The sequence below is a fragment of the Streptosporangium sp. NPDC049644 genome (assembly GCF_040675205.1).
Lineage (GTDB): Bacteria > Actinomycetota > Actinomycetes > Streptosporangiales > Streptosporangiaceae > Streptosporangium > Streptosporangium fukuiense.
Window position 1 is genome coordinate 17871 of the sequence record NZ_JBFAOJ010000042.1, and the last position, 24789, is coordinate 42659.

Sequence of the window (24789 nt, forward strand, 5' to 3'; positions counted from 1 at the left end):
CAGCACGGAGACGAGGATGGCGGCGCCGACCGCCCTGCCCAAGCCGATGGAGCCTGCCGCCCCCCGAGCCACGCGTCCGGCCGGGAGCAAGGAGGCGGCACCGGGAGAACGCGTCCCGCCCCATCGGCCGGCTTCACCGCGAAGGTCAGCGGGCCCCGGCCGTTCCCCCGTGGCCGGGGGAGCCCTCGGGCGGGGCGGGGGCGGTGGAGCCGCGCACCACCAGTTCGGTGGCGAGTTCGACGTGGTGGGAGTCGACTCGTTCGCCTGCCGCCAGGCGCAGGGCCGTGCGTACGGCGACGCCGCCCATCTCTCGCAGCGGCTGGCGTACGGTGGTCAGCGGGGGCGAGGCCATGCAGGCGACCTGGGTGTCGTCGAAGCCGACGATGCTGAGGTCCTCGGGCACGCGCAACCCTCGCGCCCTGGCCGCCTCCAGCACGCCGAGCGCGATGTCGTCGCAGCCGGTGAAGACGGCCGTGGGGACCTCAGGCAGGTCGAACAGGGCCGCGCCGCCCGTCACACCGTCCCGGTAGCGGAAGTGCCCCGCCCGTACGTAACCCGGGGGAACCGAGGCGCCTGCGGCCTCCATGGCGGCGCGGTAGCCGTGTAGCCGGGCCTGGTTGCAGGCGGCGGTGGCCGGGCCGCCGAGGTAGGCGATGCGCCGGTGTCCGAGCGTGAGCAGGTGCTGCGTCGCGGCCAGGCCCCCGGCGAAGTTCGTCGAGCCGACGCTGGTGACCCCTCTGGTCTGCGGCAGGTTCAGCGGGTCGATCACGACCAGTGGCAGCCGCACCCGGGACAGGGCGGCGAGCTGCCCGGCGGTCAGCTCGCTGGTGATGGCGATCAGGGCCCGCCGTCCGGCCGTGACCAGGCCGCGCGCCCAGGCTCCGGCGCGGTCGGCGTTCGTCCGGATGCTCACCACGATCGCCGCGTCGGCCTCGGCCCCAGCCTGCACGGCGCCCTGGACGATCTCGGTCGAGTACGCGTTGAGGTCGGCGTCCAACTCCACTTCGATCGTGGCCGGCACGGCCGCGTCGCCCCGGCGGCGCTGCGGCGGCGCGACGTAGCGGTGCTGCTCCAGCAACGACTCCACCAGGGAACGGGTCACCGGGGAGACGTCACCTCGGCCGTTGAGCACCTTCGACACGGTCGCGATCGACACGCCCGCCGAGGCCGCGACCATGGCCAGCGTGGCCCGTCTAGGACTGGCCGGCATCTGTTCCTCCCTGGTGTGTGGCGGAAGAGCCCGGTACCGGTTCCACATCCACCCGGGTGACCAGCCGGCGGCCTGGGCCGACGTGGCGCAGCGGGCCGGTCAGTCGTATGCGGCCCCGGCAGGGCAGATCGGACGCCGACGTGCCCACGAGCACCTCAAGATCCCCCGGTTCGACGACGCGCCGCAGGTCGCGCCCGGTGAACGCGGTCCGGTCGGCGGGTACGGTGAAGGTCGCCAGGGCGCTCGCGCCGGGCTCCAGCCGGACCCGGGTGAACCCGGTGAGCTGCCGCACCGGCCGGGTGACCTGGGCGACCACATCGTACAGGAAGAGCTGGACGACCTCCTCCCCCGTCCGGCCCCCGGTGTTGCGCACCCGCACCGACACGGTGAACTCGCCGTCGGTGGGCACCTCGGCGTCGCTGATCCTCAAGGAGTCGACCTCGAAGGTGGTGTACGAGGTGCCGTACCCGAACGGGAACAGCGGGGTCGGGTCGAGATTGCTGATGCCGTGGCTGTTGGAGCCCAGCGGCGGTTGCAGGTAGGTGCCCGGCTGCCCGCCCGGGCCGCGCGGGATCTGCACCGGCAGCTTTCCGCTGGGCTGCACCCTGCCGGACAGGACCCCGGCGATGGCCGCCCCGCCCTCCTCGCCGGGCATGAACGCCTGGACGAGCGCGGCGGCGGTCCCGGACACACCGCCCAGCGCGTACGGGCGGCCCGAGACGACGACCACCACGACCGGCGTGCCGGTGGTGGCCAGCTCGGCCAGCAGGTCCTCCTGCACGCCGGGCAGCCGCAGGTCGTCGGCGTCGCAGCCTTCGCCCGAGGTACCCAGCCCGAACATCCCCGCCAGGTCGCCGACGACTGCCACGCACACGTCGGACTCACGGGCCGCCCGGAGTGCGGCGGCGAAGCCGGAGCGGTCGTCGCCCCGCACGTCGCAGCCCGGCTCGTGGATCAGTTCGGCGTCGGGCAGCTCGGCCCGCAGCGCGTCGAGCAGGCTGGGCGCGGCCACGCCGAGCCCGAGCCCCGGATGCCGGGGCAGCACGTGGTTGGGGAAGGCGTAGCAGCCCATGAACGTGTGCGGGTCGTCGGCGCAGGGGCCGACCACGGCCACCCGGCGCGGCTCCGGACGCCCCTCGCCGAGCAACGGCAGCGCGGTGCCCGCGTCGAGCAGCACGATCGACCGCTCGGCCAGTTCCCGGGCCAGCGCCCGGTTGGCCGGCGAGTCCAGGTCCACGGCCCGTGCCCCGGCCACCGACTTCTCCGGCGTCCAGTCCGGGTCCAGCAGTCCGAGCTGCACCTTCTGCGTGAGCAGGCGCCGGGCTGCCCGGTCGATCAGGGACTCCGGCAGCTCACCCCGCCGCACCCGTTCGACCAGATGCGGGCCGAAGCCGAGCGTGTCGGGCAGCTCGACGTCGATGCCCGCGGTCAGCGCCTGCACCCCGGCCTCGCCCGCGTCCGCGGCGACCTGGTGCATCGTCGCGAGGAACGGGATCGCCCAGTAGTCCGACACCACCGTCCCGGTGAACCCCCACTCGTCGCGCAGCAGGTCGGTCAGCAGCCACGAGTCGGCCACGGCGGGAACGCCGTCCACGTCGGAGTAGGAGTTCATGACCGAACGCGCGCCGCCCTCGACGAGGGCGGTCTCGAACGGCGGCAGGATCATGTCCATCAGCTCGCGCCGCCCCATCGGCACCGGGCCGTGGTTGCGGGCCGCCCGGGAGGCGGAGTAACCGGCGAAGTGCTTGAGCGTGGCGATGACCCCGGCGTTCTCCAGGCCGCGCACGTAGGCCGCGCCGAGCATCGAGACGAGGTACGGATCCTCGCCCATGGTCTCCTCGACCCGGCCCCAGCGGTAGTCGCGCACCACGTCCAGCACCGGTGACAGGCCCTGGTGGACGCCCAGGGCGCGCATGTCCCGCCCGATGGCGGTGGCCATCCGCTCCACCAGGTCCGGGTCGAACGTCGCACCCCAGGCGATGGCCGCCGGGTAGACGGTCGCACCGTAGGTGGTGAAACCGGTCAGGCACTCCTCGTGGACCAGCGCCGGGATGCCGAGCCGGGAGTGTTTCACCACCTCGGACTGCAGCCGCACCACCTCAGCGGCGCCCTCCGCCGCGGTCACCGGAGCACTGCCGAACACTCGTGTCAGGTGGCCGAGCCCGTGGCGGATCGTCTCCTCGAAGGGCACGCCTCCCGAGGCGGCGAAGACGTCCTGCATCGGGGCGACGTTCGCCGTGCCCTCGGACCTCTTCTCGGGCTCCCCGCCCTGGTCGGCCCGCATGGCGTTGCCCGGCCACCGGCTGCCGAGCTGGCCGACCTTCTCCTCCAGGGTCATCTCCTCAAGGAGGGCGTCGACCCGCTCGGCCACGGGGAGTGCCGGGTCCTGCCACGGACGGAGGATCCGGCCCGCCGCGGAAACCCCATCTAGCGCCGTCATCTGCTCTCCCCTCAAGAAAAAATCCGTTCCCGCGGTTCTCCGAAATATTTCGGCACCTTGCGGCAGCTCTACTCGACATCCTGCCGCACACCGGATGACCGGAAAAGCCCTAGATAAGGGTACTTTACACATCTTGAACACTTAGCCCGGTCGACGCGAGACCCCTCTTGACAGGTAAGTAGCGGAAATCTAAATTGACGTGCCACGCGGCTTATTTCGGAAATGTTTCGACATACCGGACTCAAGAGGAGCGGACGCCTGGCAGCGGAGGTGCTGATCCACGGCGGACGACCACCGCCACTGATGTTTCACCTGGAGCCGCACCCAGCCTTGGCATTCGACATACGGAGATCAGCGTGAAACCAACGACACCGTCTCGCCGTACCTTCCTCAGTCTCTCCATCGGCGTTCCCCTGGGGGCCGCGCTGGCGGCCTGCGGCACTTCCGGCCCCACCCCGGCGGGTGGAACCGGGGCCGGCGGCAGCGGCGGGAACGCCGCGAACAAGGCCAGCTACTGGTTCCTGTCGGTCCAGCCGCAGGAGGGCGTGCGCACCCGGGCCGTGGAGCGGTTCAACCGGGCCAACCCCAACGGGCAGATCACCTTCACGACCATGCAGAACGACGCCTACAAAACGAAGATCAAGACGGCGATCGGGGCGGGCCAGGCGCCCACCATCATCTGGGGCTGGGGCGGCGGGACCCTGCGCACCTACGTGCAGGCCGGCCAGGTGGAGGACCTCACCTCGTGGTTCGAGCAGAACCCCGCCGTGAAGGACCGGCTGTTCGCCTCCTCCTTCGGTGCGGCCACGATCGACGGCAAGATCTACGCGATGCCGGCCGAGACCATGCAGCCCATCATCCTGTACTACAACAAGAAGGTCTTCGACCAGGTCGGCGCGGAACCGCCCGAGTCGTGGGGCGACATCATGGCCCTGGTCCCCAAGTTCAACGCCGCCGGCATCGCCCCGTTCTCCCTCGGAGGCCAGTCCCGCTGGACGAACATGATGTGGCTGGAGTTCCTCTTCGACCGCATCGGCGGCCCCGAGGTGTTCCAGGCCGTGTTCGATGGCAAGAAGGACGCCTGGTCCCACCCCGCCGCCCTCGACGCCCTGACCAAGCTGCAGGAACTCGTCAAGGCGGACGGGTTCATCAAGGGCTTCTCCTCGATCACCGCCGACTCCAACGCCGACCAGGCCCTGCTGTACACCGGCAAGGCCGCGATGATGCTGCATGGCGGCTGGACGTACGGCAGCATGTCGGCCGACGGCGGCGACTTCGTCTCCGGCGGCCACCTCGGCTACATGAACTTCCCGCCGGTCGAAGGCGGCAAGGGCGACCCCGGTAACACCGTCGGCAACCCCGGCCAGTACCTGTCGATCTCCTCCAAGGCGACCCCCGAGCAGAAGGAGATCGCCAAGAAGTTCTTCGCCACCGCCGTGCTCAACGACGAGGACGTCAAGGAGTGGGCGGGCACGGGCGCGGTGCCGATCGTCAACGGCGCCGACAGCGCGTTCGCCGGCGCCAAGGACGAGGATTTCCTGAAGTTCGTCTACGGCATCGCCAGCAACGCCAAGTCGTTCGCCCAGTCCTGGGACCAGGCTCTCAGCCCCACCGCGGCCGAGGTGCTGCTGGACAACATCGCCAAGCTGTTCCAGCTGTCGATCACGCCGGAGCAGTTCGCGTCCAACATGAACGCGGTCATCGGCAGTTGAACGCGTTGGCCACCCCCGCTCGGAGAAGGACGCCGCCGGCCGCCACGCGAGGGAGCCGAGGCGGCGTCCTTCCGTGGCTGGCCGTTCCGGCCCTGCTGTTCTTCGTCGCCTTCGGGGTGATTCCGCTGGTCGGGGTCCTGTTCCTCAGCTTCACGTCCTGGGACGGGCTCGGCGAGATCCAGATGTCCGGGTTCACAAGCTGGCGAGCCGTGCTCGCCGACCCCGGTCTCCTGCACGCGCTGTGGGTGACGTTGCTGGTGATGGCCGTCTCCTGGGCGGTCCAGACCCCGGCCAGCATCCTGCTCGGGGTGTTCCTGGCCGGGCGGCAGCGCTACCGCGCGCTGCTGGCCGTGCTGTACTTCATCCCGCTGCTGCTGAGCTCGGCCGCCATCGCGATCGCCTACAAGGCGCTGCTCGACCCGAACTTCGGGCTCGGTGCCGGGCTGAACATCGAGTTGCTCGTACAGGACTGGCTCGGCGAGCCCGTCCTCGCCTTCGGTGTCGTGATCTTCGTGGTGTCGTGGCAGTTCATCCCCTTCCACTCGCTGATCTACCAGGGCGGCGTGCGGCAGATCCCGCGCTCCATGTACGAGGCCGCCGAGATAGACGGCGCGGGCCGCGTCCGCAAGTTCTTCAGCATCACGCTGCCGCAGCTCAAGTACACGATCATCACGTCCTCCACCCTCATGGTCGTCGGGTCCCTGACCTTCTTCGACCTGATCTTCGTGCTGACCGCGGGCGGGCCTGGTGACGCCACCCGGGTGCTCGCCCTGGACATGTACAAGCGCGGGTTCCAGGCCAACCTCATGGGACCGGCCAGCGCCATCGCCGTCATCCTCGTCCTGGTGGGCCTCGCCCTGGCGTTGCTGCTGCGCCGGCTCGGCGGCCGCGACGCAGGAGCCAGCCAAATGGAAGGGGCCTGACCATGGGCATGACCCAGACGACGAGGCCCGAGCGGGCCGCGGCGGCCGGAACGAGGACGCACCGGCACCGGCACCGGGCGGGCGGCGAGCAGCGGTCGCGGGCGCTCGGCGAGCGTCCCAACTGGCTCGGCGGGGTCGCGGGCTGGCTGTGGCTGGCGATCGTGATCGTGCCGATCTACTGGATCCTCATCACCAGCTTCAAGGCACAGAGCAGCTACTACGCCACCAACCCGCTGGCGCCGCCCACCGAGCCGTCCCTCGCCAACTACCAGCTGGTCGTCGAGTCCGACTTCCCGCTGTACTTCCTCAACAGCCTCATCGTGACCGTCGGCGCGGTCGTCCCGGCGGTCACGGTCGCGTTCATGGCGGCGTACGCGATCGTCCGCGGCGGCGCCCGCCGCTTCCTGCGCGGGGTGAACTCACTCTTTCTCATGGGGCTGGCCATCCCGCTGCAGGCGACCATCATCCCGATCTACCTGATCATCATCCGGCTGCGCCTCTACGACTCGCTGGCGGCGCTGATCCTTCCGTCCATCGCCTTCGCGATCCCGCTCTCGGTGCTGGTCCTGGCCAACTTCATCCGTGACGTGCCCAAAGAGCTGTTCGAGTCGATGCGGCTGGACGGCGCGGGCGAGATGAGGACGCTCTGGCGCCTGGCCCTGCCGCTCACCCTGCCGGCCGTGGTGACGGTGACGATCTACAACGCACTGACGATCTGGAACGGATTCCTGCTGCCTCTGATCCTCACCCAGAGCCCCGACAAGCGCACACTGCCGCTCGCGCTGTGGACCTTCCAGGGACAGTACAGCGTGAACGTGCCCGCCGTACTCGCCTCCGTCGTGCTGACCACGCTCCCTCTCCTGATCCTGTACGTGGTCGGCCGCCGTCAGCTGCTCAGCGGCCTGACGGCCGGTTTCAGCAAGTGACCGGCGCCGCGGGCCGCCGCTCCCGCCTGGCCGCCGGGCTCATAGAGGTCCGGCGGCGCCGAGCGGTCCGGTTCTCCCGGCGTGGGTGGTCGAGCACATCGGGGCGTGCTCGGCCACCCATGCCGGGGATGACTCCCGGACGGCGGCCGGGCCGGGCAGGGGGCGGGGTCGGGCGCGACCCCTTCTCTTCCTTCGCCCGACGTCCCGCCCCGAGTCACAGGCCGGCCGCCGTGGCGGGCCGGATCTCGACGCGTCGACGTGCCGGGCAGGGCACGGATCACCGTTTGGCGCTGAAGATGATCTCCACCCGCCGGTTCTTCGCCTGGTTCTCCCGCACCGGCCGCCCCTGAGCGGCGTTGGGCACTTTGGGCCGTCTCTCGCCGAAGCCCATGGCCTGGAAGGTCACCTGTGACAGCTGCCGCGCGAGGACCTGCCGCACGGCCTGCGCCCGGCGCAGGGACAGCGCGTCGTTGTAGACCTCGGTCCCCTGGTCGTCGGTGTGCCCCTCGATCCTGACCGTCCCGCCCGCGGAGTCGATCCGGATCCGCTCGGCGACCCGCCGCAGCCGCTGTCGCGCCCGCGGCGTCAGCACGGCCCTGTCAAGTGCGAACAGCACGTCGCTGGTGAGCGCCACGGTGACCTGATCACCCTGCTTGGACTCGCTCTCGGCGCCGTCGAGCGATTCCACTTCGGCGATGACGTCCTCGACGGGGGTGACGATGTCCTCCACCCCGGCCACGGTGTCCTCCGGATCCGCCCACGCGGCCGCGGCCGGGCCCGTCGCCAGGGTGAGCGCGAGCGCGAGGACCGCGAGACGCTCAGGAGATCGGGACATCGGTGAAAACGCCCAGTACCTTGAGGTCCACATTGATCTTCGTGACGTCCGGCGGCGGGGCGGCGAACGTGGCGTGCAGCGGCAGCACCTCGCCCGGCTCGGTGAACACGTCGTAGTCGGAGCACAGGCACTTGGTCTTGGGGTACTTGCCCGTGCGCGCGACGGTGTACCGCTTGCCGTTGACCGGGTCGACCAGGCTGATCCCCGCCACGGTCAGGCCGAGGTTGTCCGGGGTGTCCCCCATGTCGCTGTTCATCTGCCAGCGCTCGTCGCCCTTGTTGGTGACCGTCCAGGTCAGCGTGGAGAGCCGGCCCTGCCGCTTGAGGCCGGTGATCTGCACGGTCAGGTCGGCGCCACCGGCCTTGACCTCCCTGCCGGCGATCACCTCGCCCTGCTCGGCGGGCGCGACCTTCTGCTCGGCGGCCCCAGCTGCTTCGGAAGGCTCGGCGGACCCGGCGGACCCGGCGGACCCGACGGGCTCGGTGGAGCCGGTGGCCTGCTTCTCCTCGCCGCCACCGCCCTGCTGCCCGGGAAGCGTTCCGCAACCGGCCAGCACGATCGCCAGCACGGACGCGGCCACCGCCGGCGTGATTCCTCTTCTCAACGCGTTCCACCCCTAGCCGTCATGGATCGGATCGAACCCGACCTTAGGCGGGCCACCTTCAGAATCCGCATAGTGCGCTATAGGCGCAGGCCGCGGCGGCGCCGTACCTCGCCGGCGAGTTCTTCCGCCCCGGCGAGACCGTGCCGATCGCCGAGAACGTCAAACTCTCCCATAGAGCTTGTTATTGCATCAACTGCACCATCTATCTCATCAAGGTCTAAAAGGGCTGCGGCCAGGGTCAGCAGCGCCTGCGCGGCACCTCTGCGGTCCGCGTGCTCGCGGAACGTGCCGAGCGCCCCCTCCGCGGCCCCGCGGGCGACGTCGGGCCGGCCCTCCGCCATGGCCACCCTGGCCAGGACCACCAGTCCCGCGGCCTCGGGCAGCCGATCCCCCAGCCGCCTGAGCAGGCCGAGACCGCGTTCGGCCCGCTCACGCGCCTCGGCAGGGCACCGCCGGTCCAGAAGGAGCCCGGCGAGGTCGAGCGAGACGGCCGCCTCGCCGCGCGGATCACCCAGCTCCCGATAGGCCGCGAGGCTCCTGACGAGCAGGTCCTCCGCACGCCGCAACCCGCCCAGGGCGCGCAACGCGTCGGCCCTGCCGCGCTGGTCGCCCGCGGCCGAGAACGCGGTCAGGCAGGCCACAAAACACGCCTCCGCCTCCTGCCGCCGCCCCCTGGCGAGGTGGACCAGGCCGAGCCGGTGCCGGGTACGGGCCACCTCTCCGGCCTCCGCCAGCGAAAGCGCCCGCTGGAGGGCCTCGGCCGCCGCCGCCAGGTGGCCCCGTGCCCGGTGCAGGTCCGCCATGGAGCGCAACAGCAGCGCCTCGCCGTGGCGGTGTCCCATCCGCCTCGCGGCCCGCAGGCCGATCTCCGCGGCCATCCGCCAGTCCTCGTGGTGCGCGCCGAGCTCGAAGAAGGGTGTCAGGTAGAAGGCCAGCCGCCAGGCCGCCTCGTCCAGGCCGGTCCGCTGGAGGTCGGCGACCGTCGCGACCAGGAACCCCCGCTCGGCGGCCAGCCAGCGGGCCGACTCCCTGAACTGCGTGGTCGCAAGGGCCATGACCTGCTCCGCCGTATGGACCAGGGTCTGGCCCGAGCCCGGCTCCGCGGGCAGCAGCAGTGCCCTGGCCCGCCGGGTGCGGTCCAGTATCTCCCGCCCGGCCGCGGCGAGGACCTGCCCGGGGGTGCCCTCCTCCCCATCCAGGCGCTCGGCGGCATAAAGCCTGGTCAGCTCGTGCCAGCCGTACCTCTCCTGGCCGGCCGCGTCGAGCCCGCGCGCCTGCAGCAGGCCCGCCTCGGCCAGTGCCTCCAGCAGCCGGTCCGCGGGCGCGCCGAGGACCGCGGCGGCCGCCCACGGAGCGAAGTCGAGTGCGGACAGCGCACCGAGGCGGCGCAGCAGCAGGCGTTCCCGATCCGAGAGCGCGTGGTAACCGAGCGCCAGGCTGCTCCGTACGGCCAGATCGCCCGCGCTTAGCTCGTCGAGGCGGCCGCGCTCGTCCTCAAGTCGTCCCGCCAGGTGCCTCAGCGTCCAGTCCGGCCGCCGCGCCAGCCTGGACCCGGCGATCCTGAGCGCCAGCGGCAGCCCGCCGCACAGCACCGCGATCCGCGCCGCCGCCTGTGGCTCGGCCCGCACGCGCTGCTCGCCCACCACCCTGGCCAGCATCGCCACCGACTCGCCGGGATCGAACACGTCAAGCTCGCGGGCGCGCGCCGCCTCCAGGCCGAGCAGCGGCGAGCGGCTGGTCACCAGCGTCAGGCAGCCGGGCCCGGTGGGCAGCAGCGGGCGCACCTGTGCCTCGTCGACCGCATCGTCCAGCACCACCAGCAGCCGCCGCCCGCTCACCATGCTGCGGTAGAGCCGGGCCCGCTCGGCCGGCTCTGCGGGCACGGCCCCCTGCGGGCAGCCGAGCGAGCGCAGCAGGTCCTCCAGCACCGCGCCCGGCGCCCTGGCCCTGAGCGAGGCGTAGAGCCGCCCGTCGGGGAAATCGAGCGCGGCGGCCGCGTGGACCGCCATCGCGGACTTGCCCGCTCCCGCCGGGCCGTGCAGCACCAGGTGGACCGGCGCGCTACCGGCCGTGGGCACCGCCCCGCGGATCCAGTCCAGCACGCGCTCCCGCCCGGTGAAATCGACGACGTCCGGCGGCATCTCGTTCGGCACGGCTCTCGGAGACGCGTCCCTGGCCAGGACCCGCTCGTGCGCCTCCCGCAGCTCGGCACCGGGTTCCAGGCCGAGTTCGTCGATCAGCAGCCGCCGCGCCTCCTGGTAGACGCTCAGCGCCTCCGGCCTGCGTCCCGCCTGGTTGAGCGCCAGCATGAGCTGCCCCCATGCCCGCTCCCGCAGCGGGTACGCGGCCACGAGCGCGCGCAGCTCCCCGGTCAGCTCCGCACCGCGGCCGAGCGCCAAATCCAGCTCGACGCGCTCTTCGAGTGCGGTGAGCCGCAACTCCTCCAGCGGCACGGCGTAGGCCCGCCGCAGCGGCCCCGAGTCGACGCCGGCCAGCGCGGGTCCCCGCCAGATCGCCAGGGCGGCACGCAACTCGTCGGCCGCCTCGGCGGTCCTGCCCGCGTCCCTGGCCCGCCTGCCCACGCTCACCAGGCGCTCGAACCTGTGCGCGTCCACCTGGTCGGGATCGACGTCGAGAAGGTAGCCTCCGGGCACGGTCCGGATCCCGTCCACCACCTTGCGCAGCGCGCTCACGTACACCCGCAGCACCGGCTCGGCCGACGCGGGCGGCTCCTCGCCCCACACCTCGGCGATCAACCGGTCGACGGTCAGCACCTGTCCTCGCCGCAGCAGCAGCGCGGCCAGCAGCGCGCGGTGTTTGGCGGGCCCGGGCGTGAGGTCGCGGTCGCCGTCAAGGACCCGCAGCGGTCCCAGCACGTCGAACCGCATCGCTCAGCCCTTCGCCGGGCGAAGCTCGAACGAGCGGAACCTGACCTGGACGGGCTCGGCCGTGTCCGGCGCCGCGTAGACGCCGGTGTCCCCCGGGCCGTAGGGGCTCCGCGTGTCGGCGGCCTCGCCCACCGGTTCGTCGTTGAGCCACATGCTCAGGGCGACCCGGTCCCCCCGCTGCTCGCACTGGGCGACGATCCGGTCGTCGGCCGACCTCTTCACCCGTACGGGCCCGTGCAGGACCGTGCTCTGCCCGCCGTGCCGTTTGGTGATCGAGGCGCTGCCCGAACCGGTGACCGCGAAGTCGTAGCGGTCACCGGTACTCGCGTCACCGCGGCACCAGACGCCGAACTCCCCCGAGCCCCGCTCCAGCCGGATCCTGGAGCTGACCACGATGCCCTCGGCGGGCTCGCCGGAGAAGGGCGCCGACTTCCACAGCCGCCAGCCGGGGTTCACGGTCAGCAGGTAGGACTCGCCGTCCTGCTCGGCCCTGCCGCCGTCGGACACGCCGACGGCCCAGGACCCGGCGAAGTCCGCGTGGTAGGGCAGCGCCGGTGTGCCGAGGCCGGCGTAGACGGCCCATCCGCCTGCCACGAGCGCCGCGAGCACGCCGGCGGCCGCGATCCACGGCCACCGCCGCACGCCCCTTCCGGGCCCTGTCTCCGCTGTGACCGGTCCCTCGGGTGCGCCCGGCGCACCGGTGACGGCCCAGGTACGCTCGACCACCTGGCTTGCCGCCGCCGGGGTCGGCCGGCCGCCGATCAGCTCGTCCAGCAACTGCTGGGCGCTCGGCCGCCGCGCGGGATCCCTGGCCATGGCCCGCTCGACGACGGCGCGCATGCGTTCGTCGAGGCCGTCGAGATTCGGCCCCTCGTTGAGGATCCGGTAGAGGACCTCCGGTGGCGGACCACCGCCGAACGGCAACCGTCCCGTGCCGGCGAACGCGATCACCCCGCCCCACGCGTAGACGTCGATCGCGGGCGTCAACGGCTCGCCGCGCACCTGTTCGGGGGCCATGAAGGCGGGCGTACCCATGACCGTCTGGCTGGTCAGGCTCTGGTGGTCGACGAGCTGGGCGATACCGAAGTCGATCACGCGCGGGCCGAGCGGCGACAGCAGCACGTTCGACGGCTTGAGGTCGCGATGGATCACCCCCGCCCCGTGGATGGCGTGCAGCGCCGTGGCGATCCCGACCGCGAGCGCCTCCAGGTTGGCGCCGGTCAGCGGCCCCTGCTCGCGTACCGCCCGCGCCAGATCGGGTCCCCTCACGTACTCCGTGACGAGATAGGCGGCACCTTCCTCGATTCCGGCGTCGAGCACCAGAGCGGTGCAGAACCTGGCCACGCTGCGCGCCGCCGTGACCTCGCGCTCGAAGCGCCGCCGGAAGGCCGGATCGCCGGCCAGCTCCGGGTGGATCACCTTCACCGCGGCCAGGCCACCGGCCGGGGTGGTGGCCAGATGCACCACGCCCATACCGCCCCGGCCCAGCTCACGCCTGAGCTCGTATCCCCCGATCGCCTTCACCGGAGTCACCCTACGATCAAACGATTACATCCGGGACAAGCCCTCCCTTTCTTCGCGCCTCATCGCCGGCACCTCCGCGGACCCGGCGTACGCCCGGCACGACGGCCATGCCGACGTCGTCCGCGAACGGATCGACAATGTGGCCGGATCGACGGGGTGGCCGGGGAGTGGGCGGGTCCGGTGGGAAACCGGACGGGCGGCTCAACCGGGGGCGGGGATCTCCGCCAGCGTCTCGGCGATCAGCCGGTCGAGGTTGGCCGGGCTCGCCGGGCGGGCGATGGCGGCATCGGCGAAACGGGCCAGGAGCCGGGCGAAGATCTCTCGGTCCTGCTCGTCCCAGTCGGCCATCAGGCCGTCCAGGTAGGTGCGCCGGTGGCGGACCACCACCTCCAGCACGCGGCGACCCCGCTCGCTCAGCACGAGCCTGGCCCGCCTGGCGTCCACGGCCGACTCCTCGCGCTCCACGAACCCCGCACCGATCGCGTCGTTGACCAGCCTGCTGGCGGTGGAGGGATCGACGTCCAACTGCTCGGCCACGGCACCCACGGTCACCTCGGGCACGTCCAGGCTCAGCTTGTGCACGGCGTGCACGACCATGACGTTCGACATGTGCACCGGCCGCTGCGGTTCTTCTGCCCTGCGCGCTCGCAGTGGCCGCGACCAGATCCGGCGTAGCCGGAACAGGGCCACATCGATCATCGCTCCGGGCGTCCCCTCGTTCACGGCGCCACCCTAACGCCTGCAGGGGGCGACGGGCGCCCCCCGCCAGAAGATGGTCAGCCGGCCAGCCGGACCGGGTTGACCAGATCGGCGTACATCAGCAGGCCCGCCATGATGACCATCAGGAAGGCGATCGCGTACGTGAGCGGAAGCGCCTTGGCGATGTCTACGTGGCCGGGGGCGGGACGGCGGGCGACGCGAGCGAAGCCGCGCTTGAGGCCCTCCCAGAGGCCACCGGCGATGTGGCCGCCGTCCAGCGGGAGCAGCGGGATCAGGTTGAACAGGCCGATCGCCAGGTTGAAGCCCGCCAGCAGGTTGATGAAGACGACGATCTTGTTCTCCAGCGGGATCGCGGAGGCGGCGATCTCCCCGCCGATGCGGCTGACGCCGATGACGCCGATCGGGCCGTTCTTGTCACGCTCGTCACCGGAGAAGGCGGCGTTCCAGACGCCCACCATCTTCTCGGGGAACCTGAGCAGCGCGGAGGCGGTGGCCGAGGTGAGGTCCCACATGTGCTCGGTCACGGCGCCGAAGCTCTGCTGCTCTATGGCGATCTTCGGGCTGACCCCGAGGTACCCGACACCCTTTTCGATCTTGCCGGGCTCGTCGAGCGACTCGCGGTCCTGGGCGATGAGGGTGGCGTTGACGGTCAGCTCCTGCCCCCCGCGCCTGATACCGATCGCGATCGGCCCCGCGCCGTGGTCGCGGATGGCCCGCGTCGCGGCGTCCCAGCTCGCGGCGGGCCTGCCCGCCACGGCCACGATGACGTCCCCCGGCCTCAGCCCCGCCACGCTGGCCGGGCTGGGCTGGTCGGCCGCGGTGCACTCCTGGTTCTTGGCGTAGTCGGCCGCGGTCTTCACGCACTGCGGGATCGAGGCGATCTCGGTCTTCTGCACGGGGATGCCGAACCCCATGAGCACGACGCCGAACAGGATGAACGCCAGCACGAAGTTCATCGCCGGACCGCCGGACATGATGATGACCTTCTGCCACCAGGGCTTGCGGTAGAACACCCGGTTCTCGTCGCCCGGCTGCACGTCCTCCAGGGCCACGTCACGCGCGTTCTCGATCAGGCCCTGCCACGGCCCGGTGGAGACCGAGCGCACCTTGCCCGGGGCGTCGGTGGGCCGGGGCGGCAGCATGCCGATCATCCGGATGTAGCCGCCGAGCGGGAGCCACTTGATCCCGTACTCGGTTTCGCCCTTGCGGCGCGACCACATCGTCGGGCCGAAACCGACCATGTACTGGGTGACCTTGACGCCGAACAGCTTGGCCGGCACCAGGTGGCCGATCTCGTGCAACCCGATCGACACCATCAGTCCCACGAGGAATACAACGACTCCGACCACGGAGAGCCAGCTCACAGGTTCATACTCCCATCGCGGTTTCACCGACAATGCCCCATAAGAGATTAGCCGAAGTATCCGGCCTTCACGGCCCCGTTCCCCGTCGGGTCACCCGAGGACACTTTGCCGATCCGCCACATTTTGTTGACATTCAGCGATCGTCCGATCACTCTTTGATGAGGGCGAGGGTGAGAGATCGGAGCGTTTTGATCGGAATTTTGGTTGCCGAACACCTACCCCTGATACGGCGCGGGCTGGTGGCCTCGCTGGAGGGCGAGAGCGACATGCGGGTGGTGGCCGACGTGGCCGACGGCGAGGACGTCGTGCCCGCCGTGCTGCGGCACGCGCCCGAGACCGCGGTCATCGACCTCGACCTGCCCGGGGCCGACGGTTTCACCACCGCCCTCCGGCTGCACGAGGAGGCTCCCCGCTGCAGTGTCCTGCTGCTCTCCCGCGCCCCGAACCCGGGCCAGGTCCGCCGCGCCTTCGCCGTCCACGCGCTCGGTTTCATGAGCCTGGAGGTCGACCCCGGGCAGCTGGCCGACGGCGTCCGCCAGGTCGCGGCCGGCCGTCGCGCGGTCGACTCCGAACTCGCGGTGGCGGCCCTGAGGTCGGCGGACAACCCCCTGACCCGCCGGGAGCTCGATGTGCTCCGGCTGGTCGCGCGGGGCGCCAGGTCCGGCGAGATCGCCGACCAGCTGTTCCTCTCCGTGGGAACGGTCCGCAACCACCTGTCACGGATCATGTGCAAGACCCAGGCCCGCAACCGTCTCGACGCCGTGCGCATCGCCGACGACTCCGGGTGGCTCTGACGCCCTTCGCGCCTCAGGGGCGCCAGATGAGGATGAGGGCGCAGTCGTCGTTGTGCCCCGCCGACATGGAGGTGACCAGGTTACGGGCGCCGTCGCGGAACCCGGAGGGCACCAGTCGCTCGGCCTCTCCCAGCAGGCGGTCGAGGCCCGCGTCGATGTCGCGCCCCGGCTGCTCGATCAGGCCGTCGGTGTAGAGCATGAGCGCGTCACCCTTGCGGAGCATCCCCTGGTCCGCCTCGCAGTGCAGGTCGGGCACGACGCCGAGGACGACGCCCTTGGCCGTGGAGACCCGCCACGTTCCCGCGCCCGACTCGTACTTGACCACCGGCGGGTGCCCGGCCGAGGTGATCACGTACTCGCCCGTCGCGAGGTTGAGCCGCAGGTGGACCGCGGTGACGAAGCCCTCGGCCTCACGCTGGCGGTGCAGGTAGGCGTTGCAGGCGGGCAGGAAGTCGTCGACCGAGCCGAGCAGCCCGCCGAAGGTGCCCGACAGCAGCAGTGCCCGGGTGCCCGCGTCGACGCCCTTGCCGGACACGTCGACCAGGGCGAGCTCCATCGTGTCGCCCTCGCGGATGGAGACCAGGAAGTCACCGCCGAAGGAGGATCCTCCGGCCTGCTTGAGCACCACCTTGGAGCCCCACTCCTTGGACAGCGGGGGCAGGTCGCTCTGGCTCTTGAGACGGTCGCGCAGCTCCAGCAGCATCGCGTCGCCGCGCAGGCCCTGCACGCCGAGCTTGCCCCGGGTACGGGCCATCAGCGCGGCCAGCACGGCGGTGAAGCCGAAGGTGACCAGCAGGCCGGGGCCGATGTAGTCCACCCCTCGCACCGCGGCCACGTAGATCAGCGAGGCCGCGACCGCGCACAACAGCTTGACGAGGCTGTTCAGCCGGAGCTGAAGCCCGGCCACCAGGGTGATCGGGATCATGAGCGCCGGGGAGAACCACTCCATGGAGACCCTCGCGGCCAGCACACCGATCGCCAGGGTCAGCAGGATCAGCGTGATGAGCAGGTTACGGTCGCGCGCCAGAGGGCCCCGGCGCAGCAGACGCACGATGGGGACGAGAAGCGGGATGCGGACCAGGAACGCGCGGAGCGCCGGGGGAAGCAGCGGCACCGGACGGGAACTCATGATGCGCCTGACTGTATCTGGCTATCCCCCATTTGGGCAGCCGACTTGACCAATGCCTTGATCACTAAGCGTGGATATTAGCTGGCCGGAACTGTTTGTCCCATCTACCGTGTGAAAAATGACTCTTAGCCTGCGTCCGATCACCGAAGCCGAGTGGTCCGGTTGGATGACCGTGGACGAGGAGGCGTTCGGCGCTCCCGTCCTCCCGCACCGAGCGGAGCTGTACCTGGGTGTCACCGAGTTCGACCGCTCGCTCGGCGTGTTCGACGGCGATCTGCTCGTGGGCACCACGGGGGTGTGCAGTTTCACCATGACCGTGCCCGGCGGCCCGATCCCGGTCGGCGGCGTCACCGCGGTCGGCGTACTGCCCTCCCATCGCCGCCGGGGAGTCCTCTCCTCGCTGATGACCCGCCAGCTGTCCGACCTGCACGAGCGGGGTGAGGCGGTCGCCGCGCTCTACGCCTCCGAGGCCGCGATCTACGGGCGTTACGGCTACGGCAGGGCCGCGGACAGCCTGGTCTTCCGGATCCCCACGGCGAAAACGGCCTTCACCCGGCACGCCCCCGTCGATCCGGGTCTGCGGCTGCGCGTCGTCAGGCCCGCGGAGGCCAGGGCCACCTTCGAGAAGGTCTACGAGTCGGCGCTCGACGAGCGGCCGGGACTGTACGCCCGCACGTCCGGACGCTGGGACTCGGTGCTGAGCGACCACGAGGCCGACCAGGGCGGCGCCGGACCGCTGCGTGCCGTGGTCGTCGAGGACGACGCCGGTCCACGGGGCTACGCGCTCTTCAGGATCAGGCCGAACTGGACCGAGGACGACGTCCCCGACGGCGAACTGCGGATCAAGGAGCTGTTCGGTCTCGATGCCGCCGCCTACGCGCTGCTCTGGCGGCACGTCCTGGACCGCGACCTGGTCTCGCACGTCACCGCCAGGAACCGTCCCTCGGACGACCCGCTGATCCACCTGCTGGCCGAACCCCGCGTGCTCCACGCGCGCTGGCTGGACGAGCTGTGGATCCGCGTCGTGGACGTCGAGCGGGCCCTGCCGGCCCGCCGCTACTCCGCGCCCGTGGACGTGGTGATCGACGTCGAGGACGACGTCTGCCCGTGGAACGCGCGCCGCTGGCGGCTGACCGCCGACACCTCCGCCGCCCGCTGCGTGCCCTGCGACGATCCGGCCGACCTGGCACTGCCGGTCTCCGTACTGGGCGCGGCCTACCTGGGCGGGCGCCCGCTGGCGGCCCTGCTGGCGGCGGGGGTGGTACGCGAGTCGCGCGCGGGGGCCCTGCGGGAGCTGTCCACCGCGATGTCGTGGGACACCGCCCCCTGGGGCGGGACGATCTTCTGACCAGGGCCACGACCGCCCGGCCTGATCAAGGCCGGGCCCGGGCACGGCCCGCCCTGACGGGCCGGGCGGGTTATGGTTGCGGCATGGCACTGCAGAGCTTGCAGATCAACGCGATCACCGCGATGCGGGCGCGAGACATCTCGCGCCCGACACAGGAGCAGCAGGAGAGCGCGGACCGCCGCCCGCTGCGCGACGAGACGCCCCGCAAGGAGCCCACGCGCAGGCGGTGAGGACTACGGCAGCGGCGGAAGCTGACCGATGGTCTCGTACGAGGTGATCTGAGCGATCCGGCGGTTGTGGCGCTCGGCCCCGGAGTACGAGGTGTTGAGGAAGACCTCGACGAACCGGGTCGCCTCCTCCTCCGGGTGCATCCGCGCGCCGATGCTGACGACGTTGGCGTTGTTGTGCTCGCGGGCGAGCCTGGCGGTCTCCTCGCTCCAGGCCAGCGCGGCGCGGATGCCGCGCACCTTGTTGGCCGCGATCTGCTCGCCGTTGCCCGAACCGCCGATGACGACCCCCAGGCTGCCCTGGTCGTCCACGACGCCCTGGGCCGCGCGCAGCACGAACGGCGGGTAGTCGTCCTCCGCGTCGTAGACGAAGGGACCGCAGTCCACGACATCGTGGCCGTGCTCCTTCAGCCAGGAGACGATGTGGTTTTTGAACTCATAGCCGGCATGGTCGGCACCGATGTAGACGCGCACCCACCCAGTTTCGCAGGTGTGCGCGGGCGGCTTTACCCGGCCCCGGCTAGAGTAATGGCCCCTATGCTCACCCAACCCTTACAAGAGAGAACTCCACATGCGTGACATCCGAGTGGTCGGTGACCCCGTCCTGCGCACGCCCGCCGAGCCGATCACCGAGTTCGACCGCGATCTGCGGCGCATGATCGACGAGATGTTCGACGTGATGTACGCCGCGCAGGGCGTCGGCCTGGCGGGCCCGCAGATCGGCGTGTCGAAAAGGATCTTCGTCTACGACTGCAGCAACCGCAAGGGGCACGTGATCAACCCTGAGCTGACCGTGGACGACGACTCCGAGGTCCTCGACGAGGAGGGCTGCCTGTCCGTTCCCAGCCGCGAGACCGGCACCCCGCTCTACGCCAGGACGCCCCGTGCCGCCGGCGTGACGGTAAGCGGCCTGGACCGGCTGGGGCGGCCGATCCGGCTCAAAGCCCGCGGCCTGCTGGCACGCTGCTTCCAGCACGAGACCGACCACCTCGACGGCATGCTCTACGTGGACCGGCTGGCCAAGGACGCGGCCAGGAAGGTCCTGCTCCAGGCGCCCTGATCCGGCGGGGCCGGCCGGGCGCGGACAGCCGCGCCCGGGGCGCCCTCAGAGCTGGATCGCCTTGATCTCCAGATACTCCTCAAGGCCGAACTCGCCCAGCTCGCGGCCGAGGCCCGACTGCTTGTAGCCGCCGAAGGGGGCTCGCGGATTGAACTGGCCGCCGTTGATCGCCACCTGGCCGGTGCGCAGCCGTCGTGCGACCTCGACAGCGCGCTGCTCGCCACCCGCCCACACCGCGCCCGCCAGGCCGTACGGGGTGCCGTTGGCGATGGCGACGGCCTCGTCCTCACCCCGGGTGTAGGGGATGATCGTGAGGACCGGGCCGAAGATCTCCTCCTGCTCGATCACCATCCCCGGCTCCACCCCGGCGAACACCGTGGGCTCCACGTAGAAACCACGCTCCAGCGGCCGGTCGGTGCCTCCGGCGACCAGCCTGGCGCCCTCCTCCTGGCCCCGGTTGATGTAGCGGATCACCCGGTCACGCTGGGCCGCCGACACGAGCGGGCCGAGCCGGGTCGCCTCGTCGAAGGGGTCGCCGACCGTGTACTTCCGGGCGGCCTCGACGACGAGCCGGACCACCTCGTCGTACTGGTCCCGGTGGACGATCATGCGGGTCCAGGCGGAGCAGGTCTGGCCGGAGTTGAGGAAGGCGTTGGCCACCGTCGCCTTGGCCGCCGCCGGAAGGTCCGCGTCCGGCAGGACCAGGCTGGCGGACTTGCCGCCGAGCTCCAGGGCCACCCGCTTGATCGTCTCGGCCGCGAGCGAGGCGACCCGGCGCCCGGCCCCGGTGGAACCGGTGAACGACACCATGTCCACCTCCGGGTGGGTGACCAGGGCCTCGCCCACCACCGGGCCGTGACCGCTGAGCATGTTGAAGACCCCGGCGGGCAACCCGACCTCGTCGAAGATCCCGGCGAGCGCGAAGGCCGCCAGCGGAGCCACCTCGCTGGGCTTCAGCACGACGGTGCAGCCCGCGGCGAGCGCGGCGCCCACCTTGCAGACGACCTGGTGGAGGGGGTAGTTCCAGGGGGTGATGGCGGCGACCACCCCGACCGGCTCCCTGAGGACGCGGGAGTTGCCGACCCGCCCGCCCTCGAAGTCGTAGGTCTCGGCCAGCTGGGCGTAGGAGGCCAGCACCCCGGCCGGCATCAGCGTCTGCACCCTCATCGCCACGCCGTACGGCGCGCCCATGTCCGTGGCGATGATCCTGGCTATCTGGTCGGAGCGTTCTCGGATCAGCCCGGCGGCGGCTGCGAGGATCCGGCCTCGCTCGGCGGGAGCCGTCGCCGACCAGGAGGGAAAGGCCTCGCGGGCGGCGGCCACGGCGACCTCGACGTCGGCGGGCGTCCCGGCGGGCACCCTGTCGATCAGCTCCTCGGTCGCCGGGTTGATCACGTCGATGCTCTCGCCCGACGTGGAGGGCCGCCAGGCTCCGTCCAGATAAAGGTGACGCATACCCCTCATCTTTGCGCGCGTGCCCTTGTTCCGCGAGGGCACGGCGGGTACGGCGGTCACGCGGAGATCATCGTTGTGCGGGAGCACAGTCGCGGTCCCGCCGGACGCGCCCCGCCCCCACCCGCCCGGCCATGCGCGGCGGGCCGGGCGGAAAGGGCCGGGCGGCGGATCAGTCGAAGATCGGACGCCGGTCCCTGGACCGCTTGAGCTCGAAGAAGCCGTCGGTGGCCGCGACCAGCCGTACCCCGTCCCAGAGCTTGCCCGCGTCCTCGCCCTTGGGCGCGGGCGAGATGACCGGGCCGAAGAAGGCGACGCCCTCGACCGAGATCACCGGGGTGCCGACCTCCTGGCCGACCCGCTCGATGCCGTCGTTGTGCGAGGCGCGGAGTGCCTCGTCGAACTCCGTCGAGTCCATCGCGTCGGCGAACGTGCGGTCGAGCCCGGCGGCCTCCAACGCCTCCTCGACGGTCTCGCGGAGCGTGTCGAGCTCCTTGACCCTGCCCTGGTTGTGAAAGCGGGTGCCAAGCTCGGTGTAGAGGCGGCCCACCGTCTCGGAGTCGTACTTCTCCTGCACGGCGGTGACCACCCGGACCGGGCCGATGGCCTTGGCGATCATCTCACGGTAGCTGTCGGGGATCTCCTTGTCCTCGTTCAGCACGTTGAGGCTCATGATGTGCCAGCGCGGCTCGATCGGCCGCACCTTCTCCACTTCCAGCAGCCAGCGAGAGGTCATCCACGCGAACGGGCAGAAAGGGTCAAACCAGAGGTCGACGGGGGTTCGCTCAGTCATCTTCTCGGCTTCCTGGTCGTAAGACTTCGTCGACAGCGACAACCCGGACACCCGAGTTCCCTATTCCATGGGTGGATTAATACCTTTACATGTGACTTTATTCTCAAATTTAATGATCAGCTCATAGGTTGTGCCAACGCCGCGCGTCGCGGACTTACGTGGCAGGATTCAGTCACCCCCTAGCAACGGAGCGGGGGAAGTTGTTAAGAGGGAGCGGTAGTGGCAGGCAATCTGACCCGTGACGAGGCGCGCGAGCGCGCACGGCTGCTCAGTGTGCAGTCCTATACGGTGGAGCTCGACCTGACCGAGGGTGAGGAGCGCTTCGAGAGCGTCACCACGGTCCGCTTCACCAGCACCCGCCCGGGTGCCGAGACGTTCGTCGACCTGGCCGGCGCGAAGGTGCGCAAGGCGGTCCTGAACGGCGTCGAGCTGGACGTGAGCGGCTATGACCCGGAGACCGGGCGGCTGCCGCTGCCGGATCTGGCCGGGACCAACGAACTGCGCGTGGACGCCGACTGTTCCTACACCCGCACCGGTGAGGGCCTGCACCGCTTCGTCGACCCGGTCGACAAGAGCGTCTATCTGTACAGCCAGTTCGAGACGGCCGACGCGCACCGGATGTACGCGTGCTTCGACCAGCCCGACCTGAAGGCCACCTTCGAGCTGACCGTGCTCGCGCCGTCCCACTGGGAGGTCATCTCCAACGCGGCGCCCGACTCGGCCGAGGAACTGGCGGAACACCATGGCAGGCACGGCGCGCTCCAGGCGGCCAAGCGCTGGCACTTCCCGCCCACCCCGGTGATGTCGACCTACATCACCGCGCTGTGCGCCGGGCCCTACCACAAGGTGACCTCCGAGCACGACGGCATCCCGCTGGGCCTGTACTGCCGGGCCTCGCTCGCCGAGCACCTCGACCCGGAGAACCTCTTCGAGGTGACCAGGCAGGGCTTCGACTTCTTCCACGAGATCTTCGGCGTCCGCTACCCGTTCGGGAAGTACGACCAGCTCTTCGTCCCCGAGTTCAACGCCGGGGCGATGGAGAACGCGGGCTGCGTGACCTTCCTGGAGGACTACGTCTTCCGCTCGCGCGTCACCGACGCGATGATCGAGCGCCGCGCCGAGACGATCCTGCACGAGATGGCGCACATGTGGTTCGGTGACCTGGTCACCATGCGCTGGTGGGACGACCTGTGGCTGAACGAGTCGTTCGCCACCTACGCCTCGGTGCTCTGCCAGGCCGAGGCCACCCGCTGGGGCCAGGGCGCCTGGACCACCTTCGCCAACGTCGAGAAGTCCTGGGCCTACCGCCAGGACCAGCTGCCCTCGACCCACCCGATCGCCGCCGACATCGTCGACATGCACGCGGTCGAGGTCAACTTCGACGGGATCACGTACGCCAAGGGCGCCTCGGTCCTCAAGCAGCTCGTCGCCTACGTGGGGCTGGACAACTTCCTGGCCGGGGTACGCGACTACTTCCGCGAGCACGCCTGGGGCAACACCACGCTCGCGGACCTGCTCGGCGCGCTGGAGCGCACCTCGGGGCGCGACCTGTCCTCCTGGTCCAAGGAGTGGCTGGAGACCTCCTGGGTCAACACGCTGCGCCCGTCGTTCACCACCGACCCCGAGGGCCGCTTCATCGAGTTCGACGTGCTCCAGGAGGCCCCCGCCGACTACCCGACGCTGCGCTCGCACCGCGTGGCCATCGGCCTGTACTCCCTGCGGGACGACAGGCTGGTCCGGGTGCGGCGAGTCGAGCTGGACGTGGTCGGCGCACGCACCGCGGTGGCCGAACTGGTCGGCGAGGTACAGCCGGACCTGATCCTGATCAACGACGACGACCTGACCTACGCCAAGGTCAGGCTCGACGAGCGGTCGCTGCAGACCGTGGTGAACGGCGGCATCGGCAAGTTCACCGAGTCCCTGCCCCGTGCGCTGTGCTGGTCGGCCGCCTGGGACATGACCCGGGACGCCGAGATGTCCGCCCGCGACTACCTCGCCCTGGCCCTCTCCGGGATCCAGTCGATCACCGACATCACGGTCGCCCAGACCGTGCTCCGCCAGACCCGCCTGGCCCTCCAGCAGTACGCCGACCCCGCCTGGCGCGCCCAGGGCCTGGCCCGGCTGAACGCCGCGCTGCGCGACCTGGTCACCGGTGCCGCGCCCGGCTCCGACTACCAGCTCGCCTACCTGAACGCGCTGGCGTCCACCGCCACCTCAGCCGAGGACCTGGCGTTCCTGAAGGGGCTGCTGGACGGTGAGACCGTGCTCGACGGCCTCACCGTCGACACCGACCTGCGCTGGACGCTGACCAGCGCCCTGGTCTCCGGTGGCCTGTTCGGCGAGGAGGACATCGCTCAGGAGCTGCTGCGCGACGCCACCGCGACGGGCGAGCGCTCCGCCACGCTCTCCCGCGCCTTGATCCCGACGGCCCAGGGCAAGGCGAACGCCTGGGGCGCGATCATCGAGGGCAAGCTGAGCGGCGCGCTGCTCCGCTCGACGATCGTCGGTTTCATGGACGCGCGCCACCCGGAGCTGCTGGAGCCGTACGCGGCGAAGTACTTCGAGGAGATCGGCAGGATCTGGAAGTCCTGGACCTCCGACAGCGCTCAGAACTTCGCCAACGGCTGCTACCCGTCTCTGGTCATCTCCCCCGAGACGGTCGCCAGGACCCAGGACTTCATCTCGGCCGACCAGCCGCCGCACGCCCTGCGGCGCCTGCTGCTCGAGGGCGCCGACGGTATCGGCCGCGCCCTGCGCGCCCAGGCCAAGGACGCATCCACGGACTGACCTCGCCGCGGAGCCGGACGGACACCCCTCGCCAGGACGGGCGAGGGGTGTCC

General features: G+C 70.9%; 20 protein-coding genes. 8 read left to right on the forward strand and 12 right to left on the reverse strand.

What is annotated here, in order from left to right; genetic code table 11:
- Nucleotides 1–145: 145 nt before the first annotated feature.
- Entirely contained in the window at nt 146–1210 is a 1065-nt protein-coding gene (locus tag AB0J58_RS23235; protein WP_364218640.1) for a LacI family DNA-binding transcriptional regulator, read from the reverse strand.
- Entirely contained in the window at nt 1194–3650 is a 2457-nt protein-coding gene (locus tag AB0J58_RS23240; protein WP_364218642.1) for a glycoside hydrolase family 3 N-terminal domain-containing protein, read from the reverse strand. Before AB0J58_RS23240 ends, AB0J58_RS23235 begins: the two co-directional genes overlap by 17 nt.
- Before the next feature lie 356 nt (nt 3651–4006).
- Here AB0J58_RS23240 and AB0J58_RS23245 point away from each other — a divergent pair, with 356 nt between their 5' ends.
- Genes AB0J58_RS23245 through AB0J58_RS23255 form a run of 3 tightly spaced genes read left to right on the forward strand, consistent with a single transcriptional unit; the run spans nt 4007 to nt 7211 of the window.
- Entirely contained in the window at nt 4007–5362 is a 1356-nt protein-coding gene (locus AB0J58_RS23245) for an extracellular solute-binding protein (protein ID WP_364218644.1), read from the forward strand.
- Entirely contained in the window at nt 5359–6285 is a 927-nt protein-coding gene (locus AB0J58_RS23250; protein WP_364218646.1) for a sugar ABC transporter permease, read from the forward strand. Before AB0J58_RS23245 ends, AB0J58_RS23250 begins: the two co-directional genes overlap by 4 nt.
- Nucleotides 6286–6293: 8 nt before the next feature.
- Nucleotides 6294–7211, forward strand: a complete 918-nt coding sequence (locus tag AB0J58_RS23255; RefSeq protein WP_364218648.1) for a carbohydrate ABC transporter permease — start codon at nt 6294–6296, stop codon at nt 7209–7211.
- Between the two features lie 277 nt (nt 7212–7488).
- Here AB0J58_RS23255 and AB0J58_RS23260 read toward each other — a convergent pair whose 3' ends face one another.
- The 6 genes from AB0J58_RS23260 to AB0J58_RS23285 all read right to left on the reverse strand — a co-directional run bounded on the left by AB0J58_RS23260 (nt 7489) and on the right by AB0J58_RS23285 (nt 15146).
- Nucleotides 7489–8046 carry an OmpA family protein gene (locus AB0J58_RS23260; protein ID WP_364218650.1) on the reverse strand — a complete coding sequence of 186 codons (558 nt, stop codon included), beginning with the start codon at nt 8044–8046 and terminating at the stop codon, nt 7489–7491.
- On the reverse strand, nt 8030–8650 hold the full coding sequence (locus AB0J58_RS23265; protein ID WP_364218651.1) for a hypothetical protein: 621 nt from the start codon (nt 8648–8650) through the stop codon (nt 8030–8032). Before AB0J58_RS23265 ends, AB0J58_RS23260 begins: the two co-directional genes overlap by 17 nt.
- A gap of 77 nt (nt 8651–8727) precedes the next feature.
- Complete coding sequence (locus tag AB0J58_RS23270) at nt 8728–11538, reverse strand: BTAD domain-containing putative transcriptional regulator (RefSeq protein WP_364218653.1); 2811 nt, start codon at nt 11536–11538, stop codon at nt 8728–8730.
- A gap of 3 nt (nt 11539–11541) precedes the next feature.
- Complete coding sequence (locus AB0J58_RS23275; protein WP_364218655.1) at nt 11542–13062, reverse strand: serine/threonine-protein kinase; 1521 nt, start codon at nt 13060–13062, stop codon at nt 11542–11544.
- Between the two features lie 201 nt (nt 13063–13263).
- Nucleotides 13264–13785: a MarR family winged helix-turn-helix transcriptional regulator gene (locus tag AB0J58_RS23280; protein ID WP_364218657.1), complete on the reverse strand. Its 522-nt coding sequence runs from the start codon at nt 13783–13785 to the stop codon at nt 13264–13266.
- Nucleotides 13786–13838: 53 nt separating this feature from the next.
- Nucleotides 13839–15146 carry a M50 family metallopeptidase gene (locus AB0J58_RS23285; RefSeq protein WP_364218659.1) on the reverse strand — a complete coding sequence of 436 codons (1308 nt, stop codon included), beginning with the start codon at nt 15144–15146 and terminating at the stop codon, nt 13839–13841.
- Nucleotides 15147–15304: 158 nt separating this feature from the next.
- Here AB0J58_RS23285 and AB0J58_RS23290 point away from each other — a divergent pair, with 158 nt between their 5' ends.
- Nucleotides 15305–15940, forward strand: a complete 636-nt coding sequence (locus AB0J58_RS23290; RefSeq protein WP_364218661.1) for a response regulator transcription factor — start codon at nt 15305–15307, stop codon at nt 15938–15940.
- A gap of 13 nt (nt 15941–15953) precedes the next feature.
- Here AB0J58_RS23290 and AB0J58_RS23295 read toward each other — a convergent pair whose 3' ends face one another.
- On the reverse strand, nt 15954–17069 hold the full coding sequence (locus tag AB0J58_RS23295; protein WP_364218663.1) for a PP2C family protein-serine/threonine phosphatase: 1116 nt from the start codon (nt 17067–17069) through the stop codon (nt 15954–15956).
- Nucleotides 17070–17187: 118 nt separating this feature from the next.
- On the opposite strand from AB0J58_RS23295, the gene AB0J58_RS23300 reads away from it, so the two are divergent.
- A complete protein-coding gene (locus tag AB0J58_RS23300) occupies nt 17188–18417 on the forward strand; it encodes a GNAT family N-acetyltransferase (protein ID WP_364218665.1) in 1230 nt (409 codons plus the stop codon).
- Nucleotides 18418–18500: 83 nt separating this feature from the next.
- Nucleotides 18501–18647, forward strand: coding sequence for a hypothetical protein (locus AB0J58_RS23305; RefSeq protein ID WP_364218667.1), 147 nt, complete (start codon nt 18501–18503; stop codon nt 18645–18647).
- Between the two features lie 3 nt (nt 18648–18650).
- Here the strand turns inward: AB0J58_RS23305 and AB0J58_RS23310 are convergent, their stop codons facing one another.
- On the reverse strand, nt 18651–19118 hold the full coding sequence (locus AB0J58_RS23310) for a ribose-5-phosphate isomerase (RefSeq protein ID WP_343983380.1): 468 nt from the start codon (nt 19116–19118) through the stop codon (nt 18651–18653).
- Nucleotides 19119–19215: 97 nt separating this feature from the next.
- Here AB0J58_RS23310 and def point away from each other — a divergent pair, with 97 nt between their 5' ends.
- The gene (gene def, locus AB0J58_RS23315; RefSeq protein ID WP_364218669.1) at nt 19216–19704 is read left to right on the forward strand and encodes a peptide deformylase; all 489 of its coding nucleotides are present in this window, start codon (nt 19216–19218) and stop codon (nt 19702–19704) included.
- Nucleotides 19705–19749: 45 nt separating this feature from the next.
- On the opposite strand, the gene AB0J58_RS23320 is transcribed toward def, so the two are convergent.
- On the reverse strand, nt 19750–21159 hold the full coding sequence (locus AB0J58_RS23320; RefSeq protein ID WP_364218671.1) for an aldehyde dehydrogenase family protein: 1410 nt from the start codon (nt 21157–21159) through the stop codon (nt 19750–19752).
- Between the two features lie 169 nt (nt 21160–21328).
- Nucleotides 21329–21949: a disulfide bond formation protein DsbA gene (locus AB0J58_RS23325; protein ID WP_364218673.1), complete on the reverse strand. Its 621-nt coding sequence runs from the start codon at nt 21947–21949 to the stop codon at nt 21329–21331.
- 219 nt (nt 21950–22168) lie between these two features.
- On the opposite strand from AB0J58_RS23325, the gene pepN reads away from it, so the two are divergent.
- Nucleotides 22169–24736 carry an aminopeptidase N gene (gene pepN / locus AB0J58_RS23330; protein WP_364218674.1) on the forward strand — a complete coding sequence of 856 codons (2568 nt, stop codon included), beginning with the start codon at nt 22169–22171 and terminating at the stop codon, nt 24734–24736.
- The last annotated feature ends 53 nt before the right edge of the window (nt 24737–24789 follow it).

What these genes read in the sequence shown, in the direction of transcription:
- AB0J58_RS23235 (WP_364218640.1), bottom strand. Translation starts at nt 1,210, where the DNA reads ATGCCGGCCAGTCCTAGACGGGCCACGCTGGCCATGGTCGCGGCCTCG.
- AB0J58_RS23240 (WP_364218642.1), bottom strand. Translation starts at nt 3,650, where the DNA reads ATGACGGCGCTAGATGGGGTTTCCGCGGCGGGCCGGATCCTCCGTCCG.
- AB0J58_RS23255 (WP_364218648.1), top strand. Translation starts at nt 6,294, where the DNA reads ATGACCCAGACGACGAGGCCCGAGCGGGCCGCGGCGGCCGGAACGAGG.
- AB0J58_RS23260 (WP_364218650.1), bottom strand. Translation starts at nt 8,046, where the DNA reads ATGTCCCGATCTCCTGAGCGTCTCGCGGTCCTCGCGCTCGCGCTCACC.
- AB0J58_RS23270 (WP_364218653.1), bottom strand. Translation starts at nt 11,538, where the DNA reads ATGCGGTTCGACGTGCTGGGACCGCTGCGGGTCCTTGACGGCGACCGC.
- AB0J58_RS23290 (WP_364218661.1), top strand. Translation starts at nt 15,305, where the DNA reads ATGAGGGCGAGGGTGAGAGATCGGAGCGTTTTGATCGGAATTTTGGTT.
- AB0J58_RS23295 (WP_364218663.1), bottom strand. Translation starts at nt 17,069, where the DNA reads ATGAGTTCCCGTCCGGTGCCGCTGCTTCCCCCGGCGCTCCGCGCGTTC.
- AB0J58_RS23300 (WP_364218665.1), top strand. Translation starts at nt 17,188, where the DNA reads ATGACTCTTAGCCTGCGTCCGATCACCGAAGCCGAGTGGTCCGGTTGG.
- AB0J58_RS23305 (WP_364218667.1), top strand. Translation starts at nt 18,501, where the DNA reads ATGGCACTGCAGAGCTTGCAGATCAACGCGATCACCGCGATGCGGGCG.
- def (WP_364218669.1), top strand. Translation starts at nt 19,216, where the DNA reads ATGCGTGACATCCGAGTGGTCGGTGACCCCGTCCTGCGCACGCCCGCC.
- AB0J58_RS23320 (WP_364218671.1), bottom strand. Translation starts at nt 21,159, where the DNA reads ATGCGTCACCTTTATCTGGACGGAGCCTGGCGGCCCTCCACGTCGGGC.
- AB0J58_RS23325 (WP_364218673.1), bottom strand. Translation starts at nt 21,949, where the DNA reads ATGACTGAGCGAACCCCCGTCGACCTCTGGTTTGACCCTTTCTGCCCG.